Genomic DNA, 23,896 nt, shown 5'->3' with positions numbered 1-23,896 from the left:
CGTGTGATCGTATACGAACAATCTTGTCAGGAAATCGATCCGGGAGTAGTTTACTCATAATGTTCGTGTACGAACAAATTAATTGAGGTGCTGAATGAGATTAATCGTGGGAATGACGGGAGCAACGGGTGCTCCGCTGGGCGTGGCGCTGCTGCAGGCGCTGCGGGAAATGCCGGAAGTAGAGACGCATCTGGTGATGTCGAAGTGGGCAAAAACCACCATTGAACTGGAAACCCCTTACACCGCGCAGGACGTTGCTGCGCTGGCTGACGTCGTCCACAGCCCGGCTGACCAGGCCGCCACCATCTCCTCCGGTTCATTTCGTACCGACGGCATGATCGTCATTCCCTGCAGCATGAAAACGCTGGCCGGGATCCGCGCGGGCTATGCCGAAGGGCTGGTGGGCCGTGCGGCGGATGTGGTGCTGAAAGAGGGGCGCAAACTGGTGCTGGTGCCCCGTGAAACGCCGCTCAGCACCATTCATCTGGAGAATATGCTTGCGCTCTCCCGCATGGGCGTGGCGATGGTGCCGCCTATGCCTGCGTATTACAACCACCCGCAAACCGCCGATGACATTACCCAGCATATTGTGACTCGCGTGCTTGACCAGTTTGGTCTGGAGCATAAAAAGGCGCGCCGCTGGAACGGGTTGCGGGAGGCGAAACATTTTTCACAGGAGAATAAAGATGGCATTTGATGATTTGAGAAGCTTCCTGCAGGCGCTCGATGAGCAAGGGCAACTGCTGAAAATTGAGGAAGAGGTAAACGCCGAGCCGGATCTGGCGGCGGCAGCCAACGCGACCGGTCGCATCGGTGACGGCGCGCCCGCGCTGTGGTTCGACAACATTCGCGGGTTTACCGATGCCCGCGTGGTGATGAACACTATCGGCTCCTGGCAGAACCATGCCATCTCGATGGGGCTGCCTGCGAACACGCCGGTGAAAAAGCAGATCGACGAGTTTATTCGCCGCTGGGATAAATTCCCGATTGCGCCAGAGCGCCGCGCCAATCCGGCCTGGGCGCAGAATACGGTGGACGGTGAAGACATTAACCTGTTCGATATTCTGCCGCTGTTCCGTCTGAACGACGGCGACGGGGGTTTCTATCTCGATAAAGCGTGCGTCGTCTCGCGCGATCCGCTTGACCCGGATCACTTCGGCAAGCAGAACGTCGGCATCTACCGCATGGAAGTGAAGGGCAAGCGCAAGCTCGGCCTGCAGCCGGTACCGATGCACGATATCGCTCTGCATCTGCACAAAGCCGAAGAGCGCGGCGAAGACCTGCCGATTGCTATTACCCTCGGCAACGATCCGATCATTACCCTGATGGGCGCGACGCCGCTGAAATACGACCAGTCAGAGTATGAAATGGCCGGCGCGCTGCGTGAAAGCCCATATCCGATTGCTACCGCGCCGCTGACCGGCTTCGACGTGCCTTGGGGTTCTGAAGTGATCCTGGAAGGGGTGATTGAAGGCCGTAAGCGCGAAATTGAAGGTCCGTTTGGCGAGTTTACCGGGCACTACTCCGGTGGCCGTAACATGACGGTTGTGCGTATCGACAAAGTTTCTTACCGCACCAAACCGATTTTCGAATCCCTTTATCTCGGTATGCCGTGGACCGAGATTGATTATCTGATGGGGCCAGCCACCTGCGTGCCGCTCTACCAGCAGCTGAAAGCGGAGTTCCCGGAAGTGCAGGCGGTGAACGCGATGTACACCCACGGCCTGCTGGCGATTATCTCCACCAAAAAGCGTTACGGCGGTTTTGCCCGCGCGGTCGGCTTGCGCGCCATGACCACACCACACGGCCTGGGCTACGTGAAGATGGTGATCATGGTGGATGAGGATGTCGACCCGTTCAACCTCCCGCAGGTGATGTGGGCACTGTCGTCGAAGGTTAACCCGGCAGGCGATCTGGTGCAGTTGCCGAATATGTCGGTGCTGGAACTGGATCCTGGATCCAGTCCTGCGGGTATTACCGACAAACTGATTATCGATGCGACCACGCCTGTCGCACCGGATACCCGGGGCCACTATAGCCAGCCGGTACAGGATCTCCCCGAAACCAAAGCCTGGGCTGAAAAACTGACCGCGATGCTGGCTGCACGCCAATAAGGAGGAAAAGATGATTTGTCCACGTTGTGCCGATGAGCATATTGAAGTGATGGCGACGTCACCGGTGAAAGGGGTCTGGACCGTTTATCAGTGCCAGCATTGTCTGTATACCTGGCGCGATACCGAACCGTTGCGTCGTACCAGCCGCGAACATTACCCGGAAGCGTTCCGCATGACGCAGAAGGATATCGATGAGGCGCCGCAGGTGCCGACAATCCCGCCGCTGCTGTAAAAAAGCCCGGTGGCGTTGCGCTTACCGGGCGATAACATCGTGCGGTCTGTTTTGCCGGGTGGCGGCTTCGCCTTACCCGGCCTACAAAAACCGTAGGCCCGATAAGCGCAGCGCCACCGGGCAAAGATCGCAGAAAACTAAACCAGACTCTTCAGGCGATAAATCCACTCCAGCGCCTGACGTGGCGTCAGCGAATCCGGATCGAGGTTTTCCAGCGCTTCCACGGCAGGCGATGTCCCTTCCGCCGGTACCAGCAGCGACATCTGCGTTCCGTCAATCTGCGTCGCCGCCGCATTCGGTGACAGGCTTTCCAGTTCACGCAGTTTCTGACGCGCGCGTTTGATCACCTCTTTCGGTACACCAGCCAGCGCCGCAACGGCCAGACCATAGCTCTTGCTTGCCGCGCCATCCTGCACCGTGTGCATGAAGGCGATGGTGTCGCCGTGCTCCAGCGCATCAAGGTGGACGTTAGCCACCCCTTCCATTTTCTCCGGCAGTTGCGTCAGCTCGAAGTAGTGGGTGGCGAACAGCGTCATGGCCTTGATTTTATTCGCGAGGCTTTCCGCACAGGCCCATGCCAGCGACAAACCGTCATAGGTTGACGTTCCGCGTCCGACTTCGTCCATCAGCACCAGGCTGTGCTCCGTCGCGTTATGCAGAATGTTAGCCGTTTCAGTCATTTCGACCATGAAGGTTGAGCGACCACTCGCCAGATCGTCCGCAGCTCCAACACGGGTAAAGATACGGTCGATGGGGCCAATCTCCACGTTTTGCGCCGGAACGTAGCTGCCGATATAGGCAAGCAGGGCAATCAGCGCCGTCTGACGCATATAGGTACTCTTACCGCCCATGTTCGGACCGGTAATGATCAGCATTCTTCGCTGCGGCGACAGGCTCAGCGGGTTGGCGATGAACGGTTCGTTTAGCACCTGCTCGACCACCGGATGACGGCCTTCGGTAATACGAATGCCGGGCTTGTCGGTAAAGGTCGGGCAGGTGTAGTTCAGCGTTTCCGCGCGCTCTGCCAGGTTCACCAGCACGTCCAGTTCCGCCAGCGCGCTGGCGCTCAGCTGCAGGTCGGCCAGGTGCGGCATCAGCATGTCGAACAGCTCTTCATAGAGCTGTTTTTCCAGCGCCAGCGCTTTCCCTTTCGAGGTGAGGACTTTGTCTTCGTACTCTTTCAGCTCGGGAATGATATAGCGTTCAGCGTTTTTCAACGTCTGGCGGCGCACGTAGTGAATCGGCGCCAGGTGGCTCTGCCCGCGGCTGATTTGAATGTAGTAACCGTGAACCGCGTTATAACCCACTTTCAGGGTGTCGAGCCCAAGACGCTCGCGCTCGCGGATCTCCAGCTTATCAAGGTAGTCTGTCGCGCCGTCGGCCAGCGCGCGCCATTCGTCCAGTTCCTCGTTGTAGCCCGGAGCAATCACGCCGCCATCACGCACGAGAACCGGAGGCGCATCAATAATGGCGCGTTCAAGCAGCTCGCGGAGTTCGGTAAATTCACCCATGGTTTCGCGGAGTTTCTGTACCGGCGCGCTGTCAACGTCGCTCAGCTGCGCACGGAGTTCCGGTAACTGCTGGAAAGCATGACGCATCCGCGCGAGGTCGCGGGGTCGCGCCGTGCGCAGCGCCAGACGGGCCAGGATACGTTCCAGATCCCCCACCTGGCGCAGGACAGGCTGCAGCTCGGTATACCGATCCTGCAGGGCGGCAATCGTCTGCTGACGGCAAACCAGCGTTGCGGTATCGCGAATCGGCATATGCAGCCAGCGTTTCAGCATACGGCTGCCCATTGGCGTGACCGTACTGTCCAGGACCGACGCAAGCGTATTTTCTACACCTCCCGCCAGGTTCTGCGTGATCTCCAGGTTACGGCGCGTGGCGGCATCCATGATGATGCTGTCCTGCTGGCGCTCCATGGTGATAGAGCGAATGTGCGGCAGGGCAGTGCGCTGGGTATCTTTCACGTACTGCAGGAGGCAACCGGCCGCGCACAGACCGCGCGGGGCATTTTCAACGCCAAAGCCAATCAGATCGCGGGTGCCAAACTGCAGATTCAGCTGCTGGCGCGCGGTATCAATTTCGAATTCCCACAGCGGACGGCGGCGCAACCCGCGACGACCTTCAATCAGCGCCATTTCGGCGAAATCTTCGGCGTAGAGCAATTCTGCCGGGTTGGTGCGCTGCAGTTCGGCTGCCATCGTTTCACGATCGGCCGGTTCACTCAGACGAAAACGCCCGGAGCTGATGTCCAGCGTCGCGTAGCCAAACCCTTTGCCGTCCTGCCAGAGCGCGGCCAGCAGGTTATCCTGGCGCTCCTGAAGCAGGGCTTCATCACTGATGGTGCCTGGCGTGACGATGCGCACGACTTTGCGTTCCACCGGACCTTTTGAGGTCGCGGGGTCGCCGATCTGTTCGCAGATGGCGACAGATTCACCCTGATTCACCAGTTTCGCCAGGTAGTTTTCTACCGCATGGTGCGGAATGCCTGCCATCGGGATGGGCTCACCTGCTGATGCGCCACGTTTGGTCAGCGAGATGTCGAGCAGCTGCGATGCACGCTTAGCATCGTCATAAAACAGCTCGTAAAAATCGCCCATACGGTAAAACAGCAGGATTTCCGGATGCTGTGCCTTCAGCTTCAGATACTGCTGCATCATCGGCGTATGTGCGTCGAAATTGTCGAGTGTGCTCATGGAGTTATGATGTCCATTTCTTTGAATATAAACCGTTTTGAGCGGCTCAGTGGCCGTTTGTTCCTTCTATTGTCGCATGAAAAAAAGGTACGGCGCAGAAAAATGTCGTCGCTTTACGAGGCATCTTCCGACATTAACTCAATGACTATTTTTCCATGCTCAACGCCCACGCGAACCCGGGAGTGGGTGGTAAACCCTGCCTGTTCAAGCCAGTCTCCTTTTAAGCTCAGCGCCGCATGCACGCTGTAGCGCTTCGGTATCTTGGTATTGCGGTCTTCATGGCGCTTTCTGAAATATCCCACTGTTAAATGGCGATAGGGTTTGTTGATAGCAAGTTCTTGCATAGGGTCTCCCGATAACACGGATAAAAGTCATTACTGATGCCTGTATAAAATACCAGTGATTGTCGGGCGGTGCAGGGCTAAAACTGGAATCAGGCTTCAGAAAACCGCATGCAAAAACTGAAATTCTGCATTGAAAGGTGTATTATTTTTGCACTTTATTGTTCGGTAAGTCGCTATGTCCGGTAAACGAATTTCACGCGAAAAAGAGACCATCGCGAAAATGATCGCGCTGTATCAGAAGCAGTGTCCTCAGGCCTCTGCGGAAGAGGGGCACTATCAGGCGCTAAATGCCTATGCCGATAAGCGCCTGGATAAATGCGTTTTCGGGGAGGAAAAGCCCGCCTGTAAACAGTGTCCGGTCCACTGCTACCAGCCTGCCAAACGCGAAGAGATGAAGCAAATTATGCGCTGGGCAGGCCCGCGAATGCTCTGGCGTCACCCCATTCTGACCGTCCGTCATCTGATGGATGATCGTCGTCCCGTACCGGAACTGCCGGAAAAGTATCGTCCGAAAAAGTGACCGGTTCAGCTTCTGAGCGGGCGGCAAATCAGGTTCATGGCCAGCGCGCTGCAGAGCGGAAAGAGGGCCAGCAGCAGCCAGGGGAGCATCGCCTGCGTGGAGGGCACCAGGGCGCGATCCAACAGACTGCCAAACAGCAAATTCCCCGTCAGGACCGCGACTCCGCCAGCGGTGGCGAGTGCGCCATAGTGCGCCCCCAGCGTGGACTCTTCGGCAAACCTTGGGATCAGATCCTTTGCCGAGGGTACCAGCAGCATCTGCCCCAGCGTCAACAGCGTCACGAAACAGACCGACGGCAGCAGGCGCAGCCAGCCCTCTGGCGGTGCCGTCGACGCAAACATTGCCACACTTGCAAAGGCGGCGGAGAGCAGCAAAAAGCCCACCGGCAGGATCCTCACCGCGCCCACGCGGCGGGCGAAACGCGCCAGCGGCAGCTGTAACGCCACGATCAGGACAGAGGCCAGCATAAAAAGCGGGCCGAGATCTTTCTCGTTACCGCCGGAACGCTGGATCTCTACCGGCAGCGCCAGATAGAGTTGGTTATAGCTCAAAAGCCACGAGCTATAGGCAATAATAAAGGCGACAAAGCGGGGCTGGCGGAACGTCGTCCACCAGGGAACGAGCTTCAGCGTCCGCGAGGCGTGGCGTGACGCGGGCAGGCAAAAGTAGAGCACCACCAGCGCAACGATAAAGACCCCTGCTCCCGCCAGCGCTACCTGGCGAAAGCCCAGGCCGGTGAGCAGGGCGCCGGCAACCGGGCCCAGTACCGCACCGAGTTCCCCGCAGACCGCAAAGAGCGCGAACCACTCCGCCCGGCTTCGTTTACCTTTCGCCTCGCTGTGCGTGCCCGCTTTCGCCAGCAATGCTTCAATCGACGGAGAAAACAGCGCGCCGCCCACGCCTGTCAGACACGCGCCCAGAATAATCGGCCACAGCGATCCTCCGAACGCCAGCAGCAGATACCCCGCAACGCGAACAATACAGCCGCTCAGGATAACAACTTTCGCGCCAAACCTGTCCGAGAGCGCACCGCCGACGATAAACATCCCCTGCTGAGAGAAGGTGCGCAGGCCGAGGATCAGCCCGATCAGCCCGCCGGAGAGCAGCATGTCGTCGCGCAGGAATATCGCCAGGAAGGGAACAACGGCGTAAAAGCCAATGTTAAAAACAAACTGGCTACCCAGTAAGACGGGCGGCCAGAGCGTGGTGGCAGGGCGAAGGGGCATCGTTGTTCACTCGCCCCTAAACGATAAAGTGAATGTGCTTTTTGCCATGGAACGGTGAGATCTCAATTTTGGTTTTGACCCGGAAGACGTCCCAGAGCAGCGACTCGGACAGGATGTCCTGCGGTGTTCCCGTCGCCACAATGTGCCCTTTCTGCATCACAATCAGCGAGTCGCAGAACATCGAAGCGTGGTTGAGATCGTGGATGGCGACAATGCTGGTGACCGGTAATTCACTGACCAACTGCATCAGTTGCATCTGATGATGAATGTCCAGGTGGTTGGTCGGTTCATCCAGCAGGATTTCCGTCGGGGTCTGGGCCAGCGCGCGGGCAATGTGGACGCGCTGACGCTCGCCGCCGGAGAGGCTCAGCCAGCCCTGGTCGCTTTTATCCAGCATATCCACGCGCTGTAGAGCGGCGGTGACGGTCTCGTCATCGTGCGTGCTCCAGTTGGAAAAGGCGGAGTGGTGCGGAATACGTCCAAGTTTCACCACGTCGCGCACGCGCATATTGGCGTCAGTCATGCCGTGCTGTTCCACGAAGGCGACCCGGCGGGCAAGCTGTTTTTTGGCGATGCGGGTAATGTCCTGTCCGTCCAGGGTGACGCAGCCAGCATCCGGGCGACGCAGCCCCGCGAGGATACGTAAAAGAGACGATTTACCGCAGCCGTTAGGGCCAAGCAGTCCTACCGTTTCGCCCCGTGACACCTTCAGCGAGACGTCATTAACGATGACTTTCTTGCCGACCTTCCAGGTAATATTTTCCGCACAGATGCTCATCACTTATTCCTTGAACGGTAGATAATCACGGCAAAGAAGGGGACGCCAACCAGCGCGGTGACCACGCCGACAGGCAGGCTTTGCGGTGCTATCAGCATGCGTGAGGCAATGTCTGCCAGCACCATCAGGATCGCGCCTGCCAGCGCGCTGGCAATAAGCAGCGTGCGGTGCAGCGGCCCGAACAGGAAACGCATCACGTGCGGCACCACCAGCCCGACAAAGCCGATTGACCCCGCCATGCTGACGATGGTTGCGGTAATCAGCGCGGTGGTGGTAAAGAGCGCCAGGCGCACCCAGGGAACGGCAATGCCCAGCGACGCGGCGGCGTCGTCACCGAACGTAAAGGCATCCAGCGCCCGGGAATAGTAGAGGCAAATGGCTAACCCAATCAGCACCACGACCAGTGCCAGCTGGAATTCAGGCCAGCGTACGCCGCTGAAGCTGCCCAGCAGCCAGAACATCACGTCGCGCGCCTGCTGGGCGCTGGCGGAGGTGCTGATGGTGTAGGCGGTAATGGCGTTGAAAAGCTGCGAGGCGGCGACGCCTGCCAGAATAGTACGTTCATTCCCGCCGCGCGCGCCGTTCGTCAGAAACGCGACAAACGCAAACGCGGCGAATGCCCCGGCGAATGCCCCGGCAGAAAGGGAGACCGCACCGGTGCCGATCCCCAATACGACAACAGAAACCGCCCCGGTCGACGCGCCCGCGGACACGCCGAGCACGTAGGGTTCCGCCAGCGCGTTCTTCAGCAAACTCTGCAATACGGCACCGCAGATGGCCAGCCCCGCGCCGCAGCAGGCCGCCACCAGCGCGCGGCTCAGGCGAAAGTCCCAGATGACGCTTTCATAGATGCGAGTGAGCGGAACCTCGGTGAGCCCCATTTTATTGCTGATGGCGTAAAACACGTTATCCAGCGGGATGGACAGCTCGCCGACGCTGACGCTCAGGGCGATCACCAGAAATAGCAGTACCAGGGCGAGCAAAGCCGAGGTCGTCAGAACCAGGCTCTGCCGGGCCTGAAGAACGGCGATTGTCATCAGTTCAGCCCCAGCTTTCTGAGCTGTTCGCCGACCTGCTCAGCCCCGTAAATCGTGCGAATCGTCGGGTTCATGGCCTGGCCGTCCATCACCACGATGTGGCCTTTTTTCACGGCGTCCAGCTGGCTGACGGCCGGATCGCTCTTCAGGAATTTGATTTTTTCTTCCGCGTTATCCAGCGCCCAGCGGTTGCGGTCCAGGCTGGAGACCACAATCACATCCGGATTGGCGGCAATAATGCTCTCCCAGCCCACGGTTGGCCATTCGGTCTCGGAGGTGATGGCGTTATGCCCGCCCATCAGGCTCGCAATAAACCCGGAGGGGCTATTTTTACCGCCTACGTAGGCGTCCGCAGAGGGGGATGAGCTGGAGAACCAGAAGACAAACGAGAGGTCTTTTTTGTTCTTGCCGAATTCCTTACGCAGGTCGGCCTCACGTTTTTTGAAATCGGCAATCACGGCCTGACCGCGGTCTTCAACGTTAAAGATTTTGGCGAAATCCTCAATCTCCTGATAGAGATACGTCATATCCCACAGTTTCTGGCGGCTGCCGTACATATCGCCCGTGGCTTTTTTGGTCGCGCACATGCCCGGGGACACGTAGCTGTTCACGCCCAGGGTCATCAGATCGTCGCGTTTTGCGACCTTGCTTTCCGGCCCCAGCAACAGCGGCGTTTGGGCGGGGACAAAGTCGGGATTTTGCGCAAGCACGGATTCAAGGGTAGGGATTTCAACCGTCAGGGTTTTGATTTTTGCGTTCTGTTCCGCGAGCTGCGGCAACACTTTCGTCGGCCAGAAGGCGCTGGCCTTCACCTTATCTTCCAGCCCCAGCAGGAGCAAGATTTCGACGGTATTCTGACCCAGGGCCACGACGCGTTCCGGCGCTTTGGTGAATGTCTCTTTATAGCCACAGTTTTCAATGGTCAGAGGATATGTGGTTGCCAGAGCAGAACTGACCGACGCAACCGCCAGGCCTAACGCGCAGATGACCTTCTTCATGAAACGCTACCCTTGATTAATATTATTATTGATGCAAATGAAACTCATTATTAAGGCGGAATTTTATACAGAGGAAACGATTTTGTGTCAATGAGGGACAATTGCGCAGGGTAACGAAAGGCGGTGTCAGAGCAACACCGCCGGATTGGGGGGCTTAAACCAGGCTCTCTTTATCGATCCCGAGACGTTTCATGCGCGACAGCAGGGTAGTACGTTTTAACCCTAAACGCTGGGCGGCACCTTTCGGCCCGGCGACCACGCCGTTGGTCTCTTTGAGTACGCGCATAATGAGCTGATATTCATCTTCTCCCTCTTTCGCTGTCTCGGCGGCGGGCACGCTCACGTCAGGTAGCGTCACTTCAGGCAGTGAGAGCTGCAGGACATTTCCGCGCGTCAGCAGCACCGCACGCTCGATGACGTTTTCCAGCTCGCGCACGTTGCCGGGCCACTCCATCGAGGAAAGGGTACGTAACGTCTCGGCAGGAATGCTGTCGATATTTCTACCCATCCGACGCGCGATCTTGGCGGTAAACGCTTTGACCAGCAGGGGAATATCTTCCGGGCGCTCGCGCAATGGCGGCAGGAAGATCGGGAACACGTTCAGGCGATAGTAGAGATCGCTGCGAAACTCGCGGTCGGCGACCATCTTTTTCAGGTCGCGGTTGGTCGCGGCAATCAGCCGCACGTCAGTCTGGATAAGCTTGTTGCTGCCAAGACGTTCAAACTCTTGCTCCTGCAGGACGCGCAGCAGTTTCGGCTGTAGCTCCAGCGGCATATCGCCCACTTCGTCGAGGAACAGCGAGCTTTTGTCCGCCAGCTCAAACCGGCCCAGCCGCTGGCTGCTTGCCCCGGTAAAGGCACCTCGTTCGTGGCCGAACAGGTCGCTTTCCAGAAGCCCTGCGGGCATCGCGGCGCAGTTCATCTTCACCATCCGACGGCTGTTGCGGTTACTCAGGTTGTGGATGGCGCGGGCAATCAGCTCTTTACCCGTACCGGTTTCGCCCAGAATCAGTACCGTGCTGTCGCTTTGCGCCACCATCTCAACCTGCTTGAGCACGTTGTACATGGCGTCGCTACGTCCGATGATTTCACCAAACTCGCTGTCCACGTTGTTGAGCTGTTCGGTCAGGGCCAGGTTCTCATCCACCAGCCGCTCCTTCAGACGATGAATTTCCTGATAGGCGAGGGCGTTATCCAGGGCGATGGAAATACGCTCGGCGATCTGTCGCAGCAGCTTCAGGTTGGCGGTGGTAAAGACGCCTTCCTCGCACTGCGCCAGCTTAAGCACGCCCAGCATGGTGTTGCCGGACATCAGCGGCAGCAGGCACAGGGTCTGAATTTTATTGCCCCAGGTGTTAAACAGCATCCGCTCGTACGGTGCCACCGGATCCTGTTCGTTGAGGTTGATCAGGAGGATCTCTTTGCTTTTGAAGACCCGTTCCGAAAGGGTCCCCGCTTCATCCACTTCACTCTGCTCGTGTGCCGGGTTGGCTTCATCGAGATAATGCGTAGAGTAGATGTTCAGCTTGCCCTTGCGATGGCCGCGAAGCGCGATGCTGATGGCATCGATTTTGAAATAGTGATGGATCTCTTTCGACACTTCGCTGACCAGCTCGTCCATATCGAGCCGTGACAGTACGGCGTTGGTGATGGCGACCAGAATGCGGAAGTTGTCGCGTTCGCGGCTCAGCAGGTCGTAATCCACATTATTGGTCACGCGGCTTTGGATCTGCTCCGCGACGACGGCCACAATCTGGGTAAAGGTATGCAGGCGCTCGTATTCCGCCTCCCGCCACGGCTGGTCGGTCGTGCGGATAAACTCACAGCCGCCAAAAATCTGACCCTCTGCTGCCAGCGGCAGCATGCAGTAATGCCCGAACGGCTGATAGAGGTTACTCTCCGCGAGCCGCGGCCACGCCTGCCGGAACTCCTTAAAGTTACAGTGCAGCACTTCAGGTCGGGAGAGAATGCGGCGCACCGGGCCATGCGCGAGATACGTTTCGTCTTCGTATTCAAACGTTTTGCCATTGTCACGCGTTGAGTAGTAGCTCGCGCGGTGCGTTCCGCTATGCCACAGTACAATCGCGGCGCTGTCGGCCAGCGCCGACTGCCTGACCAGCCGCGTCAGGGCATCGCTCAGCGCACCGAGATCGGGCTGCTGTAAAAGTGTGCGCGTAATGTCAAACAGGCCCTGCTGTCCAAGATCGCTCATCGGTGTATACGGCATAGTGCTTTCCAGTAGAAACGAGCAAAAAATCCATGCTGGTCGCTTGTGGCGCGGCCTAGCAAATACGGGGTAAGGGTTCAGCGTGCGGCAGATCCAGCGTGCGCTTCACGCCATAAAGTCCGGTCAGGCGCACCCCTTTGCGCTCAACCACTTCACCAATTATTGCCGCCTCTTTTCCTGACGGATGAGCCTGCAGCTGTTCAAGAACGGCTTGTGCCGCGGCCCGTTCAACGCCAATCACCAGCTTGCCTTCGTTTGCAAAGTTGAGCGGGTCCAGCCCCAGCAGTTCGCAAAGCCCACGAACGGCGGGCTTAACGGGCAGGCTGCGCTCGGTGAGTTCAATCCCGCATCCGCAGCTTGCCGCAAGCTCATGGACCACGGCGTTGACACCGCCTCGCGTGGCATCCCGCAGGGCCTTCACGCCGGGAAAACCGCGCAGCGTCTGAATCAGCGGGGTGAGTACCGCGCAGTCGCTGCGCAGTTCGCCGTCCAGCCCCAGGCCTTCGCGCAGGTTCAGGATGGTCGCCCCGTGGCAGCCCAGCGTGCCGGTCACGATCAGCACGTCGCCCGCGCTGAGGCGCTGCGCACCCCAGTGAATATCGGCGGGGATCGCCCCCATGCCGGCGGTGTTGATAAACAGCTTGTCGGCCGCGCCGCGCTGCACCACTTTTGTGTCGCCGGTGACGATAGCTATCCCCGCCTCGCGCGCGGTCTGCGCCATGCTGTTGACTACGGCCGTGAGCGTCTCCATCGGTAATCCCTCTTCAAGGATAAACCCGCAGGAGAGGTAGCGCGGGAGGGCGCCGCTGACGGCGACGTCGTTCGCCGTGCCGCAGACGGCGAGCTTGCCGATATCGCCGCCCGGGAAGAACAGCGGATCAATGACGTAGCTGTCGGTGGAGAAGGCCAGCCTGTCGCCCTGGGCGGTGAGGGTGGCGAGGTCAATGCGCGCCTGGTCTTCCTGTTCGGCGAGCCAGGGGTTGTTAAAAGCCTCCATAAACAGCCGGTTAATCAGCTGCTGCATCGCCTGTCCGCCGCTGCCGTGCGCCATTTCAACCGTATTCATGCTTCACTCTCCTGGTTGCGATACTGATACCACGCGGCACACGCCCCTTCGGAGGAGACCATCAGCGCCCCAAACGCCGTTTGCGGATTACAGGTATTGCCAAATAACGGACACTGATGCGGTTTGCATTTGCCGGTGAGCACCTCGCCACAGCGTGCCCGGGGATCGTCGCAAACCTGCTGCGGCTGCGGGCGGAAATGCGCTTCGGCGTCGAACGCGCGATAGGCTGGCGCCAGGCGCACGCCGGATTCAGCAATCAGCCCCAGGCCTCGCCATTCGCTGTCGCCCTCAACGCTAAACACGTCGGCTATCGCCTGCTGCGCTCGTTCATTTCCCGCATCCGGCACCACGCGGCGGTACTGATTTTCCACGGTACTCAGGGCCGCTATTTTCTGCTCAACCAGCATGGTGACACCTTGCAGTAGATCAAGTGGTTCGAAACCAGCCACCACTAACGGACGATTGTACTGTTCAGCGATAAAACCGTAGGCGTCTGTGCCAATCACCATGCTGACGTGGCCCGGTGCCAGAAAGGCGTCAATGCCGTTGCCTGGCTCTTCCAGCAGGCTGCGCAGGGTGGGGATGAGCGTAATGTGCTGGCAGAAGAAGAAAAAGTTATCGACGCCGCGCGCTTTCGCCTGCTGCAACGTGATGGCGGTGGCGGGCATGGTGGTTTCAAACCCCAGGCCAAAAAACACCACCTTGCGCGCGGGGTTATCCGCTGCCAGCGTCAGGGCATCCATCGGCGAATAGACGATCCGGATGTCTGCGCCGCGCGCTTTCGCCTGCAGCAGCGAACCATTTTTCCCCGGCACGCGCATCGCGTCGCCAAAGGTGCAGAAAATGACGTCGGGCTGGCTGGCAATTTCAATACAGCTGTCGATGCGCCCCATCGGCAGCACGCAGACCGGGCAGCCGGGGCCGTGGATAAACTCAATGTTCTCCGGCAGCAGCTGGTCGAGGCCAAATTTGAAGATCGCGTGCGTGTGCCCGCCGCACACCTCCATGATCCGCAGCGGCCTTTCTTTCGTGTAGTCCAGCCGCGCTGCGCGCGTTTTCAGGAGGCCGATAAGCTGCAGCACCTGCTCCGGCGCTCGGTATTCATCAACGTAACGCATGATTACCGCTCCTCGCCGTACAGCAGCGCGCCCACGTCAGGCTCTACGTCGAACATATTTTGCAGGGCGTCGAGCGTGTCGCGGGCTTCCGCTTCGTTAATCACGCTCATGGCAAACCCCACGTGGACCAGCACCCACTGTCCGAGACGCGAAGCGCCGCTTTCATCGGTGCTGCCCACCAGCGTCAGGTCGACGTCGCGCAGGATGCCGCAAACCTCGACTTTGGCCTGATTACCGTCGATGGCGTGAATTTGTCCCGGTACGCCTATGCACATCGTTCGCTCTCCAGCCAGTGTAGCCAGCCGTCCATGCCGTCGCCGCGCGTGGCGGAGACCAGCAGGATCTCAATCTCCGGGTTCACCTCGCGGGCATACGCCAGGCACTTATCCACGTCGAAATTCAGGTACGGCAGCAGGTCGACTTTGTTCAGCAGCATGATGGACGCGGCAGCAAACATGTGCGGGTACTTCAGCGGCTTGTCTTCGCCTTCGGTCACTGAAAGCACCGCCACCTTGTGTCGTTCGCCGAGGTCGAAGCTCGCCGGGCAGACGAGGTTGCCAACGTTTTCAATAAACAGGATGCCGTTATCTGCCAGCGGCAGGCGCGGGGCGGCGTCGGCAATCATCTGCGCATCCAGGTGGCAGCCTTTGCCGGTGTTGACCTGAATCGCCGGGGTGCCGGTTTCGCGAATGCGCGCCGCGTCGTTAACGGTTTGCTGGTCGCCTTCGATCACCGCACAGGAGACGCGCCCGTTCAGGCGCTTGAGCGTTTCGGTCAGCAGCGTGGTTTTACCGGAACCAGGGCTGGAGACCAGGTTCAGCACCAGCTGTTTGCGGGTGGCAAAGCGGGCGCGGTTGCGGGCGGCGAGCTGGTTATTTTTGTCCAGCACGTTGATTTCCACCTCCAGCATCTGGCGCTGGCTCATGCCCGGCGCGTGGGTGCCCGCTTCGCCGTGGCCGTAATGCAGGTCGCCCGCATCGGAGCGTTGCGGCGCAAAGGTAATGCCGGTCAGGGCTGCCGCAGGGCGTGGGGCGGGTGAAAAGGGCGCGGAGCGAAACGCGGAGTGGGGGCGGTGTTCATCCCCTTCTATATACAGGTTGCCTTCGGCGCAACCGCAGGTACTACACATACTTTACTCCTTCTCGATTTCGAGGCGTTGGATCTGCATGCCGTCATCCGCCACGATGCGCAGACCGCTGCTCTGACACTGCGGGCAGCGCTGTACCTTCGATGACAGCAGGGTGACGTACTGCTGACACTGCTCGCACCAGCACTCCGCCTGCTGTTCTTCAATATGCAGTTCGCAGCCTTCCGCCAGCGTGCCGCGGCAGACCAGCTCAAAACAGAAGGTCAGGGCGCTGGTCTCGACGCAGGAAAACGCTCCGACCTTCAGCCAGACGCCGGTGACGCGCTTCGCGTGGTTTTGCACTGCCTGCTGTTCGATAAGTTCCAGAGCCCGCTGGCAGAGGGTGATTTCGTGCATGACGCCTCCTCAATGAATTGCCCCGGTAATGCAATAACAGTGCCAGCTTGATTTTTGTTAAGGCGTGACGATGTCAACGCTGTCGAAATGACACGTCGACACCGCGGTGTTGACAGCGGTTTTTCAGTTTAATCCCTTTAAAATCAGAAAAATAAAAACTGGCATGGAATCTGCTTAACAGCCGCTATCTCCATTAAACGGATACCTTCTATGACTATTTGGGAAATCAGCGAAAAAGCAGATTACATCGCGCAGCGTCATCAACAGTTACAGGACCAGTGGCACCTTTACTGCAACTCGCTGGTTCAGGGCATTACCTTGTCGAAAGCGCGTCTTCACCACGCGATGAGCTGCGCGGCGCAGGGGGATATGCGCTTTGTCCTCTTCGGCCATTTCACCATCAACGTGACCCTGGCGGATAACTTCAACAGCCACACCATTGAGTACTACCTCGAGACAAAAGACGGTGAAAAACAGTGTATTGCGAAGGCGCAGCTGATGGCCGACGGCATGGTGGACGGCCACGTCAGCAACCGCGATCGCCAGCAGGTGCTGGAGCACTATCTGGAAAAAATCGCGCCGGTTTATAACGGCCTGTACGCCGCCGTTGAGCACGATCTTCCGGTCAACCTGAAGCAGCTGATGGACGGAAATGCCTCAGCGAACGTGGCCTGACCCATGCGTGTCGAGAAGTGTCGACAAGACAGCTTTTCGACAAAAATGACTATCACCAGAGGATAACCCGGTGAACCGTTTTGTAATTGCTGACTCGACGGTCTGCATTGGCTGTCGAACCTGTGAGGCGGCGTGTTCGGAAACGCATCGCCTGCATGGGCTGCAGTCCATGCCGCGCCTGCACGTCATGCGTAATGAAAAAGAGTCTGCCCCGCAGCTCTGCCATCACTGTGAAGATGCCCCGTGCGCGGGTGTCTGTCCTGTAAATGCCATCACCCGCGTGGATGGCGCAGTCCAGTTGAACGAAAGCCTGTGCGTAAGCTGCAAGCTGTGCGGCATTGCCTGCCCGTTCGGCGCGATTGAATTTTCCGGCAGCCGCCCGCTGCATATTCCGGCCAATGCCAACTCGCCTAAAGCCCCGCCCGCGCCGCCGGCGCCTGCACGCGTCAGCACGCTGCTGGACTGGGTGCCCGGCATCCGTGCCGTGGCGGTGAAGTGCGACCTGTGCAGCTTCGATGAACAGGGCCCGGCCTGCGTACGGACCTGTCCGACGAAAGCGCTGATTCTGGTTAACATTCGCGACATCGCCCGTACCAGCAAGCGCAAGCGCGAGCTGACCATCAACAGTGATTTTGGCGACCTTTCTCTGCTACAGGCGCTTAACGAGGGGGCGAAATGAACGCGGCCATGATGATTACCGGCGCGGTAGCCTGTTTTATTGCCGCAGCTATTCTGGCGCCGATCTTCTCCTTCCATAAAACCCTGAGCGGCGGAGTTGCCGGGATCGGCGGGGCGGCAGGTAGCCTGTTGACGCTGGCGGCAGGCGGCGTTGTTCTGCTCGGCGGACAATCCGTTGACACCCTCATACCGCTGGTTCGCCACACCGTTGAGATTACGCCGCTGAACGCCCTCTGGCTGGTGACGTTTGGCCTGTGCGGGCTGTTTATCAGCCTGTTCAATATCGAGTGGCATCGCCACCCGCACGCTAAAGCCAACGGCCTGCTGGTGAACCTGCTGATGGCGACGGCGGTCTGTACCGTTACCGCCAGCAACCTCGGCGCGCTGGTGGTGATGGCGGAGATCATGGCGCTCTGCGGCGTGTTCCTGACGGGCTGTAGCGCCTCCGGGAAATTATGGTTTGCGCTGGGACGCCTCGGGACGCTGCTGCTGGCGCTGGCCTGCTGGCTGGTGTGGCAGCGCTTCGGCACGCTGGACTTCGCTGCGCTTAACGGGCATCCGCTGGGGAATGACGTCTGGCTGCTGGGCGTGCTCGGCTTTGGCCTGCTCGCCGGCATCATCCCGCTGCACGGCTGGGTGCCGCAGGCGCATGCGAATGCTTCCGCGCCCGCCGCCGCGCTGTTTTCTGTGGTGGTGATGAAGGTCGGTCTGTTTGGGATCCTGGCGATTACGCTGACCGGCGGACAACCGCCGCTGTGGTGGGGCGTGGTGCTGTTGATTGCGGGCATGATCACCGCCTTCGTCGGTGGCCTGTACGCGCTGATGGAGCACAATATCCAGCGTCTTCTGGCGTACCACACGCTGGAGAATATCGGCATCATTCTGCTCGGCATTGGCGCGGGCGTGACCGGGCTGGCGCTGAATCAACCGGCGCTGATTGCGGCTGGTTTTATCGGCGGTCTTTATCACCTGATCAACCACAGCCTGTTTAAAAGCACCCTGTTCCTCGGGGCGGGCAGCGTCTGGTTCCGCACCGGCCATCGGGATATCGAAAAGCTCGGTGGGATTGGCAAAAAGATGCCGGTGATTTCACTGGCGATGCTGGTCGGGCTGATGGCGATGGCCGCGCTGCCGCCGCTGAACGGCTTTGCCGGGGAGTGGGTGATCTATCAGTCCTTCTTCGCCCTCGGTCAGAGCGAGGCGTTTATCGCCCGTCTGCTGGGGCCGCTGCTGGCGGTCGGTCTGGCGATTACCGGGGCGCTGGCGGTGATGTGCATGGCGAAAGTTTATGGCGTGACCTTCCTCGGCGCACCGCGTACGCGTGAGGCTGAGAACGCCTGCTGCGCACCGCTACTGATGGGCGTAAGCGTGGTCGCGCTGGCGCTGTGCTGCATCGCGGGCGGCGTCGCCGCACCGTGGCTGCTGCCACTGCTGGGCAATGCCATTCCGCTGCCGCTGACCGCGGCGAACACCACCGTTTCCCAGCCCATGATCGCGCTGCTGCTGATAGGCGCACCGCTGCTGCCGCTGGTGCTGATGCTGTTCTTCAAACGCGACCGGCTCACCTCCCGCTCGCGCGGTGCAGCATGGGCCTGCGGCTACGAACACGAACAGTCGATGGTCATCACCGCCCACGGTTTCGCTATGCCGGTGAAAGAGAACTTTGCCGCCGTGCTGAAGCTGCGCCACTGGCTGAATCCGGTGCGCTGGGTACCCGGCTGGCAGAGCGCTGCCGCACCCGCGCTGTTTCGCCGTCTGGCAGTTATCGAGCTGGCGGTGCTGGTGATCGTTGTGATTTCACGAGGAGCCTGACATGAGTCTGTTACTGGCAATTCTTCAGGCGCTGGTGCTGTTTGCCGCCGCGCCGCTGCTGTCGGGCATCACGCGCGTGGCGCGCGCCCGGATGCACAACCGTCGCGGGCCTGGCGTACTCCAGGAGTATCGCGATCTCTTCAAGCTGCTTTCTCGCCAGAGCGTGGCGCCGGATGCCGCAGGCTGGGTCTTCCGCCTGACGCCGTTCGTGATGGTGGGCGTGATGCTCACCATCGCCACCGCGCTGCCGGTGGTGACGGTGGCTTCGCCGCTGCCGGCGCTCGGGGATCTGATTACGCTGATCTACCTGTTTGCCATCGCCCGCTTCTTCTTTGCGATTGCGGGTCTCGACACCGGGAGCCCGTTTACCGGCATCGGCGCCAGTCGCGAGGCGATGCTCGGCGTGCTGGTTGAGCCGATCCTGCTGCTGGGGCTGTGGGTCGCCGCGCAGGTTGCGGGTTCCACGCACATCAGCTTTATCACCCACACCGTGTACCACTGGCCGGTTGCCCGCTCCCTTCCGCTGGTGCTGGCGCTGTGCGCCTGCGCGTTTGCCACCTTTATCGAGATGGGCAAACTGCCGTTCGATCTGGCCGAAGCCGAGCAGGAACTGCAGGAAGGACCGCTCACCGAGTACAGCGGCTACGGCTTTGCGGTGCTGAAGTGGGGCATCAGCCTTAAACAGCTGGTGGTGCTGCAGATGTTTGTCGGCGTCTTCTTCCCGTGGGGGCAGATGACGCACTTCTCCGCGGGCGGTCTGCTGCTGGCCGTCGTGGTTGCCGCCCTCAAGCTGCTGGTCGGCGTGCTGGTCATTGCCCTGTTCGAAAACAGCATGGCGCGTCTGCGTTTTGTGGAAACGTCACGCATTACCTGGGCCGGTTTTGGTTTTGCATTTTTAGCGTTCGTCTCCTTGCTGGTGGCGTGATTAAAGAGAGTGTTTATGTCTGAAGAAAAGAAAGGTCAGCAGTATCTCGCCGCATTGCATCAGGCTTTCCCCTGCGTGGTGCTGGAGGAGTCCTGGCAAACCAAAGACCAGATCACCGTCACCGTAAAGGTGAACTATCTGCCAGAAGTGGTGGAGTTTCTCTACTACCGGCAGGGCGGCTGGCTGTCGGTGCTGTTCGGTAACGACGAGCGCCAGCTGTGCGGCAATTACGCGGTGTACTACGTGATGTCGATGGAGCAGGGCGAGAAGTGCTGGATCACCGTGCGCGTCGAGGTCGACCCGAATAAACCGGAATACCCGTCCGTCACGCCGCGCGTGCCCGCTGCCGTCTGGGGCGAGCGTGAAGTGCGCGACATGTATGGCCTGGTGCCGGTTGGCCTGCCGGATGAACGCCGTCTGGTGCTGCCGGACGACTGGCCGGACGAACTCTATCCGCTGCGCAAAGACAGCATGGACTACCGCCAGCGTCCGGCCCCGACCACCGACAGTGAAACCTACGAATTCATCAACGAGCTGGGCAGCAAGAAGAATAACGTGGTGCCGATCGGCCCGCTGCACGTCACTTCCGACGAGCCGGGCCACTTCCGCCTGTTCGTCGACGGCGAAAACATTATCGACGCCGACTACCGCCTGTTCTACGTCCACCGCGGCATGGAAAAGCTGGCGGAAACCCGCATGGGCTACAACGAAGTCACGTTTCTTTCTGACCGCGTCTGCGGCATCTGCGGCTTCGCCCACAGCACCGCCTACACCACCTCGGTGGAGAACGGCATGGGGATCGTGGTGCCGGAACGCGCGCAGATGATCCGCGCCATTCTGCTGGAGGTGGAGCGCCTGCACTCGCACCTGCTGAACCTCGGGCTGGCCTGCCACTTCGTCGGGTTTGACTCCGGGTTTATGCAGTTCTTCCGCGTGCGTGAAGCGTCGATGAAGATGGCGGAGATCCTCACAGGGGCGCGCAAAACCTACGGTCTGAACCTGATCGGCGGGATCCGCCGCGACCTGCTGAAGGATGACATGATCCAGACCCGCCAGCTGGCGCAGCAGATGCGCCGCGACGTGCAGGAGCTGGTGGACATGCTGCTCAGCACGCCCAACATCGAGCAGCGCACCGTCGGCATTGGCCGCCTCGATCCGGAGATCGCCCGCGATTTCAGTAACGTCGGCCCGATGGTGCGCGCCAGCGGGCACGCCCGCGACACGCGTGCCGATCACCCGTTCGTCGGCTACGGCCTGCTGCCGATGACCGTGCACAGCGAGCAGGGCTGCGACGTCATCTCCCGCCTGAAGGTGCGCATCAACGAGGTGTTCACCGCGCTGAATATGATCGACTTTGGTCTGGACAACCTGCCGGGTGGCCCGCTGATGGTGGAGGGCTTCACCTACATTCCAAACCGCTTTGCCCTCGGGTTTGCCGAAGCGCCGCGCGGGGACGATATTCACTGGAGCATGACCGGCGACAACCAGAAGCTCTACCGCTGGCGCTGCCGTGCGGCGACCTACGCCAACTGGCCAACCTTGCGCTACATGCTGCGCGGTAACACCGTGTCTGATGCGCCGCTGATCATCGGCAGCCTCGACCCGTGCTACTCCTGCACCGACCGCATGACCGTCGTGGACGTGCGCAAGAAGAAAAGCCAGGTGGTGCCGTACAAAGAGCTTGAGCGCTACAGCATCGAGCGTAAGAACTCGCCGCTGAAATAAGGATTCGTCATGTTTACCTTTATCAAAAAAGTGATCAAAACCGGCACGCAGACCAGCCGCTATCCGCTGGAGCCGATGCCGGTCGACAAAAACTTTCGCGGCAAGCCGGAACACAACCCGCAGCAGTGCATCGGCTGCGCGGCCTGCGTCAACGCCTGTCCGTCGAACGCCTTAACGGTGGAAACGGATCTCAAAACCGGCGAGCTGGCCTGGCAGTTTAACCTCGGGCGCTGCATCTTCTGCGGCCGCTGCGAAGAGGTCTGCCCGACGGTCGCCATCCGCCTGTCGCAGGAGTACGAGTTGGCGGTGTGGAAGAAAGAGGATTTCCTGCAGCAGTCGCGCTTTGACCTGTGCCACTGCCGCGTCTGCCAGCGCCCGTTCGCCGTGCAAAAAGAGATCGACTACGCCATCGCGCTGCTGCAGCACAATGGCGACGCCCGCGCGGAGCATCACCGTGAAAGCTTTGAAACCTGCCCGGCGTGCAAGCGACAGAAGTGCCTGCTGCCGTCCGACCGCATTGATATCACCCGCCACATGAGAGAGGCCAGCTGATGGAAAATTTACTTGGGCCACGCGACGCTAACGGCATTCCGGTGCCGATGACGGTGGACGAATCCATCGCCAGCATGAAGGCGTCGCTGCTGAAAAAAATCAAACGCTCGGCCTACGTCTACCGCGTGGATTGCGGGGGCTGCAACGGCTGCGAGATTGAGATCTTCGCTACGCTGTCGCCGCTGTTTGACGCCGAGCGCTTCGGCATCAAAGTGGTGCCGTCCCCGCGTCATGCGGACATCCTGCTGTTCACCGGGGCCGTCACCCGCGCCATGCGCTCGCCCGCGCTACGCGCCTGGCAGTCCGCGCCGGACCCGAAAATCTGCATCTCGTACGGCGCCTGCGGCAACAGCGGCGGCATCTTCCATGACCTCTACTGCGTCTGGGGCGGCACCGACAAAATCGTGCCGGTGGACGTCTACATTCCGGGCTGTCCGCCGACGCCCGCCGCCACGCTGTACGGCTTCGCGATGGCGCTCGGCCTGCTGGAGCAGAAAATCCACGCCCGCGAGCCGGGCGAACTCGACAACCAGCCGGCCGCCATTCTGCACCCGGACATGGTACAGCCGCTGCGGGTGAAGGTCGATCGCACGGCGCGCAGGCTGGCGGGCTATCGCTACGGCCGTCAGATTGCCGACGACTATCTGCGCCTGCTGAGCCAGGGCGAGCATCAGGTCGCACGCTGGCTGGAGGCGGAAAACGATCCGCGCCTCAATGAGATTGTGGCGAACCTGAACAGCATCGTCGATGAGGCGCGTATCCGATGAGTGAAACGGTGGTGTTCAGCCAGCTGAGCCGTAAGTTTATTGATGAGAACGATGCCACGCCGGATGCGGCGCAGCAGGTGGTCTATTACAGCCTGGCGATTGGGCATCATCTCGGAGTGATTGACTGCCTGGAGGCCGCACTGAGCTGTCCGTGGCCGGAATACCTTGCGTGGATTGCCACGCTGGAGGAGGGCAGTACGGCGCGGCGCAAAATGGAAGGCGTGCCGAAGTACGGTGAGATCGTGATCGATGCGAACCACATTGCGATGCTCGCCAACGCCTTTGACGCGGCGCTCGGCAGACAAACCCCGGAGCAGCAGGCGTGGAGCAAAACGCTGCTCGGTATGCTGCATGATATTCATCAGGAGAGTGCCATCTACCTGATGGTGAGGAGATTACGTGACTGACGTTTTACTGTGTGTCGGCAACAGCATGATGGGCGACGACGGCGCGGGTCCGCTGCTGGCGGAGATGTGCGCCGCGAACCCGCAGGGCAACTGGGTGGTGATTGACGGCGGCAGCGCGCCGGAAAACGACGTGGTCGCCATCCGCGAGCTGCGTCCGGACAGGCTGTTAATCGTCGATGCCACCGATATGGGACTCAACCCCGGCGAGATCCGCCTGATTGACCCGGACGACATCGCCGAGATGTTTATGATGACCACCCACAATATGCCGCTGAACTACCTGGTGGATCAGATCAAAGGTGACGTGGGCGAGGTGCTCTTTTTGGGGATTCAGCCGGACATTGTCGGGTTTTATTACCCGATGACGCAGCCGGTGAAGGAGGCGGTGGAGGTGGTGTATTCACGACTAGCCGGGTGGGGTGGAGACGGAGGGTTTTCTCAGCTCTGAGCAGTGCCGGGTGGCGGCTTCGCCTTACCCGGCCTACCAAACCCATCTCCCTCTCCCTGTGGGAG

The 23,896-nt window shown here is 59.9% G+C and carries 25 protein-coding genes; 13 read left to right on the top strand and 12 right to left on the bottom strand.

Annotated elements, in window-relative coordinates:
* Nucleotides 1-94: 94 nt before the first annotated feature.
* The 3 genes from V1572_RS20525 to V1572_RS20515 are packed head-to-tail and all read left to right on the top strand — an operon-like array spanning nucleotide 95 to nucleotide 2,346.
* Nucleotides 95-697, top strand: coding sequence for a non-oxidative hydroxyarylic acid decarboxylases subunit B (locus V1572_RS20525; RefSeq protein WP_008499595.1), 603 nt, complete (start codon nucleotides 95-97; stop codon nucleotides 695-697).
* Nucleotides 687-2,114 carry a non-oxidative hydroxyarylic acid decarboxylases subunit C gene (locus V1572_RS20520; RefSeq protein ID WP_048029223.1) on the top strand — a complete coding sequence of 476 codons (1,428 nt, stop codon included), beginning with the start codon at nucleotides 687-689 and terminating at the stop codon, nucleotides 2,112-2,114. The genes V1572_RS20525 and V1572_RS20520 overlap by 11 nt, the downstream gene beginning before the upstream one ends.
* Nucleotides 2,115-2,124: 10 nt before the next feature.
* Nucleotides 2,125-2,346, top strand: coding sequence for a non-oxidative hydroxyarylic acid decarboxylases subunit D (locus tag V1572_RS20515; protein WP_003862116.1), 222 nt, complete (start codon nucleotides 2,125-2,127; stop codon nucleotides 2,344-2,346).
* A gap of 137 nt (nucleotides 2,347-2,483) precedes the next feature.
* On the opposite strand, the gene mutS is transcribed toward V1572_RS20515, so the two are convergent.
* Both mutS and V1572_RS20505 read right to left on the bottom strand, forming a co-directional pair.
* On the bottom strand, nucleotides 2,484-5,045 hold the full coding sequence (mutS, locus tag V1572_RS20510) for a DNA mismatch repair protein MutS (protein WP_395299545.1): 2,562 nt from the start codon (nucleotides 5,043-5,045) through the stop codon (nucleotides 2,484-2,486).
* 113 nt (nucleotides 5,046-5,158) lie between these two features.
* Nucleotides 5,159-5,389 carry a SymE family type I addiction module toxin gene (locus V1572_RS20505; protein WP_045908493.1) on the bottom strand — a complete coding sequence of 77 codons (231 nt, stop codon included), beginning with the start codon at nucleotides 5,387-5,389 and terminating at the stop codon, nucleotides 5,159-5,161.
* A gap of 175 nt (nucleotides 5,390-5,564) precedes the next feature.
* Here V1572_RS20505 and V1572_RS20500 point away from each other — a divergent pair, with 175 nt between their 5' ends.
* A complete protein-coding gene (locus tag V1572_RS20500) occupies nucleotides 5,565-5,909 on the top strand; it encodes a nitrous oxide-stimulated promoter family protein (RefSeq protein WP_045418265.1) in 345 nt (114 codons plus the stop codon).
* A 5-nt stretch (nucleotides 5,910-5,914) separates the two neighbouring features.
* Here V1572_RS20500 and V1572_RS20495 read toward each other — a convergent pair whose 3' ends face one another.
* From V1572_RS20495 to hypA, 10 genes are all read right to left on the bottom strand, one after another.
* Nucleotides 5,915-7,135 (bottom strand): MFS transporter, encoded by a 1,221-nt coding sequence (locus tag V1572_RS20495; RefSeq protein WP_167213715.1) that lies wholly within the window; start codon nucleotides 7,133-7,135, stop codon nucleotides 5,915-5,917.
* Nucleotides 7,136-7,151: 16 nt separating this feature from the next.
* A complete protein-coding gene (locus V1572_RS20490; protein WP_196346629.1) occupies nucleotides 7,152-7,913 on the bottom strand; it encodes an ABC transporter ATP-binding protein in 762 nt (253 codons plus the stop codon).
* Nucleotides 7,913-8,950: a FecCD family ABC transporter permease gene (locus V1572_RS20485; protein ID WP_045908496.1), complete on the bottom strand. Its 1,038-nt coding sequence runs from the start codon at nucleotides 8,948-8,950 to the stop codon at nucleotides 7,913-7,915. The genes V1572_RS20490 and V1572_RS20485 overlap by 1 nt, the downstream gene beginning before the upstream one ends.
* A complete protein-coding gene (locus V1572_RS20480) occupies nucleotides 8,950-9,948 on the bottom strand; it encodes an ABC transporter substrate-binding protein (protein ID WP_048029226.1) in 999 nt (332 codons plus the stop codon). Before V1572_RS20480 ends, V1572_RS20485 begins: the two co-directional genes overlap by 1 nt.
* A 154-nt stretch (nucleotides 9,949-10,102) precedes the next feature.
* Complete coding sequence (gene flhA, locus V1572_RS20475) at nucleotides 10,103-12,175, bottom strand: formate hydrogenlyase transcriptional activator FlhA (protein ID WP_196346630.1); 2,073 nt, start codon at nucleotides 12,173-12,175, stop codon at nucleotides 10,103-10,105.
* 55 nt (nucleotides 12,176-12,230) lie between these two features.
* On the bottom strand, nucleotides 12,231-13,241 hold the full coding sequence (gene hypE / locus V1572_RS20470) for a hydrogenase expression/formation protein HypE (RefSeq protein WP_395299544.1): 1,011 nt from the start codon (nucleotides 13,239-13,241) through the stop codon (nucleotides 12,231-12,233).
* Nucleotides 13,238-14,359 (bottom strand): hydrogenase formation protein HypD, encoded by a 1,122-nt coding sequence (gene hypD, locus V1572_RS20465; RefSeq protein ID WP_395299543.1) that lies wholly within the window; start codon nucleotides 14,357-14,359, stop codon nucleotides 13,238-13,240. The genes hypE and hypD overlap by 4 nt, the downstream gene beginning before the upstream one ends.
* Nucleotides 14,360-14,361: 2 nt before the next feature.
* Nucleotides 14,362-14,634 (bottom strand): HypC/HybG/HupF family hydrogenase formation chaperone, encoded by a 273-nt coding sequence (locus V1572_RS20460; protein ID WP_047650282.1) that lies wholly within the window; start codon nucleotides 14,632-14,634, stop codon nucleotides 14,362-14,364.
* Nucleotides 14,625-15,488, bottom strand: a complete 864-nt coding sequence (hypB, locus tag V1572_RS20455) for a hydrogenase nickel incorporation protein HypB (RefSeq protein ID WP_234085030.1) — start codon at nucleotides 15,486-15,488, stop codon at nucleotides 14,625-14,627. The genes V1572_RS20460 and hypB overlap by 10 nt, the downstream gene beginning before the upstream one ends.
* A 3-nt stretch (nucleotides 15,489-15,491) precedes the next feature.
* A complete protein-coding gene (hypA, locus tag V1572_RS20450) occupies nucleotides 15,492-15,842 on the bottom strand; it encodes a hydrogenase maturation nickel metallochaperone HypA (protein WP_023294429.1) in 351 nt (116 codons plus the stop codon).
* Between the two features lie 210 nt (nucleotides 15,843-16,052).
* Between hypA and hycA the strand changes: the two genes are divergently transcribed.
* From hycA to hycI, 9 genes are all read left to right on the top strand, one after another.
* Nucleotides 16,053-16,517: a formate hydrogenlyase regulator HycA gene (gene hycA, locus V1572_RS20445; protein WP_032653166.1), complete on the top strand. Its 465-nt coding sequence runs from the start codon at nucleotides 16,053-16,055 to the stop codon at nucleotides 16,515-16,517.
* Between the two features lie 70 nt (nucleotides 16,518-16,587).
* Entirely contained in the window at nucleotides 16,588-17,196 is a 609-nt protein-coding gene (locus V1572_RS20440; protein WP_023308971.1) for a 4Fe-4S dicluster domain-containing protein, read from the top strand.
* Nucleotides 17,193-19,007 carry a formate hydrogenlyase subunit 3 gene (hycC, locus tag V1572_RS20435; protein WP_045908503.1) on the top strand — a complete coding sequence of 605 codons (1,815 nt, stop codon included), beginning with the start codon at nucleotides 17,193-17,195 and terminating at the stop codon, nucleotides 19,005-19,007. Before V1572_RS20440 ends, hycC begins: the two co-directional genes overlap by 4 nt.
* Before the next feature lies 1 nt (nucleotide 19,008).
* Complete coding sequence (locus V1572_RS20430; RefSeq protein ID WP_048029231.1) at nucleotides 19,009-19,932, top strand: respiratory chain complex I subunit 1 family protein; 924 nt, start codon at nucleotides 19,009-19,011, stop codon at nucleotides 19,930-19,932.
* Between the two features lie 15 nt (nucleotides 19,933-19,947).
* Nucleotides 19,948-21,657, top strand: coding sequence for a formate hydrogenlyase subunit HycE (gene hycE / locus V1572_RS20425; RefSeq protein ID WP_048029232.1), 1,710 nt, complete (start codon nucleotides 19,948-19,950; stop codon nucleotides 21,655-21,657).
* Nucleotides 21,658-21,666: 9 nt separating this feature from the next.
* Nucleotides 21,667-22,209, top strand: a complete 543-nt coding sequence (locus tag V1572_RS20420) for a formate hydrogenlyase complex iron-sulfur subunit (protein ID WP_008499573.1) — start codon at nucleotides 21,667-21,669, stop codon at nucleotides 22,207-22,209.
* Nucleotides 22,209-22,976 (top strand): formate hydrogenlyase subunit HycG, encoded by a 768-nt coding sequence (hycG, locus tag V1572_RS20415; RefSeq protein ID WP_048029233.1) that lies wholly within the window; start codon nucleotides 22,209-22,211, stop codon nucleotides 22,974-22,976. The genes V1572_RS20420 and hycG overlap by 1 nt, the downstream gene beginning before the upstream one ends.
* Nucleotides 22,973-23,383 carry a formate hydrogenlyase maturation HycH family protein gene (locus V1572_RS20410; RefSeq protein ID WP_023294422.1) on the top strand — a complete coding sequence of 137 codons (411 nt, stop codon included), beginning with the start codon at nucleotides 22,973-22,975 and terminating at the stop codon, nucleotides 23,381-23,383. The genes hycG and V1572_RS20410 overlap by 4 nt, the downstream gene beginning before the upstream one ends.
* Complete coding sequence (gene hycI / locus V1572_RS20405) at nucleotides 23,376-23,831, top strand: hydrogenase maturation peptidase HycI (RefSeq protein ID WP_251894899.1); 456 nt, start codon at nucleotides 23,376-23,378, stop codon at nucleotides 23,829-23,831. Before V1572_RS20410 ends, hycI begins: the two co-directional genes overlap by 8 nt.
* Nucleotides 23,832-23,896 lie beyond the last annotated feature (65 nt).

Origin of the sequence: Enterobacter quasiroggenkampii (assembly GCF_043972695.1) — a bacterium.
Taxonomy (GTDB): domain Bacteria; phylum Pseudomonadota; class Gammaproteobacteria; order Enterobacterales; family Enterobacteriaceae; genus Enterobacter; species Enterobacter quasiroggenkampii.
This window is presented reverse-complemented; position numbering and strand designations above follow the sequence as displayed.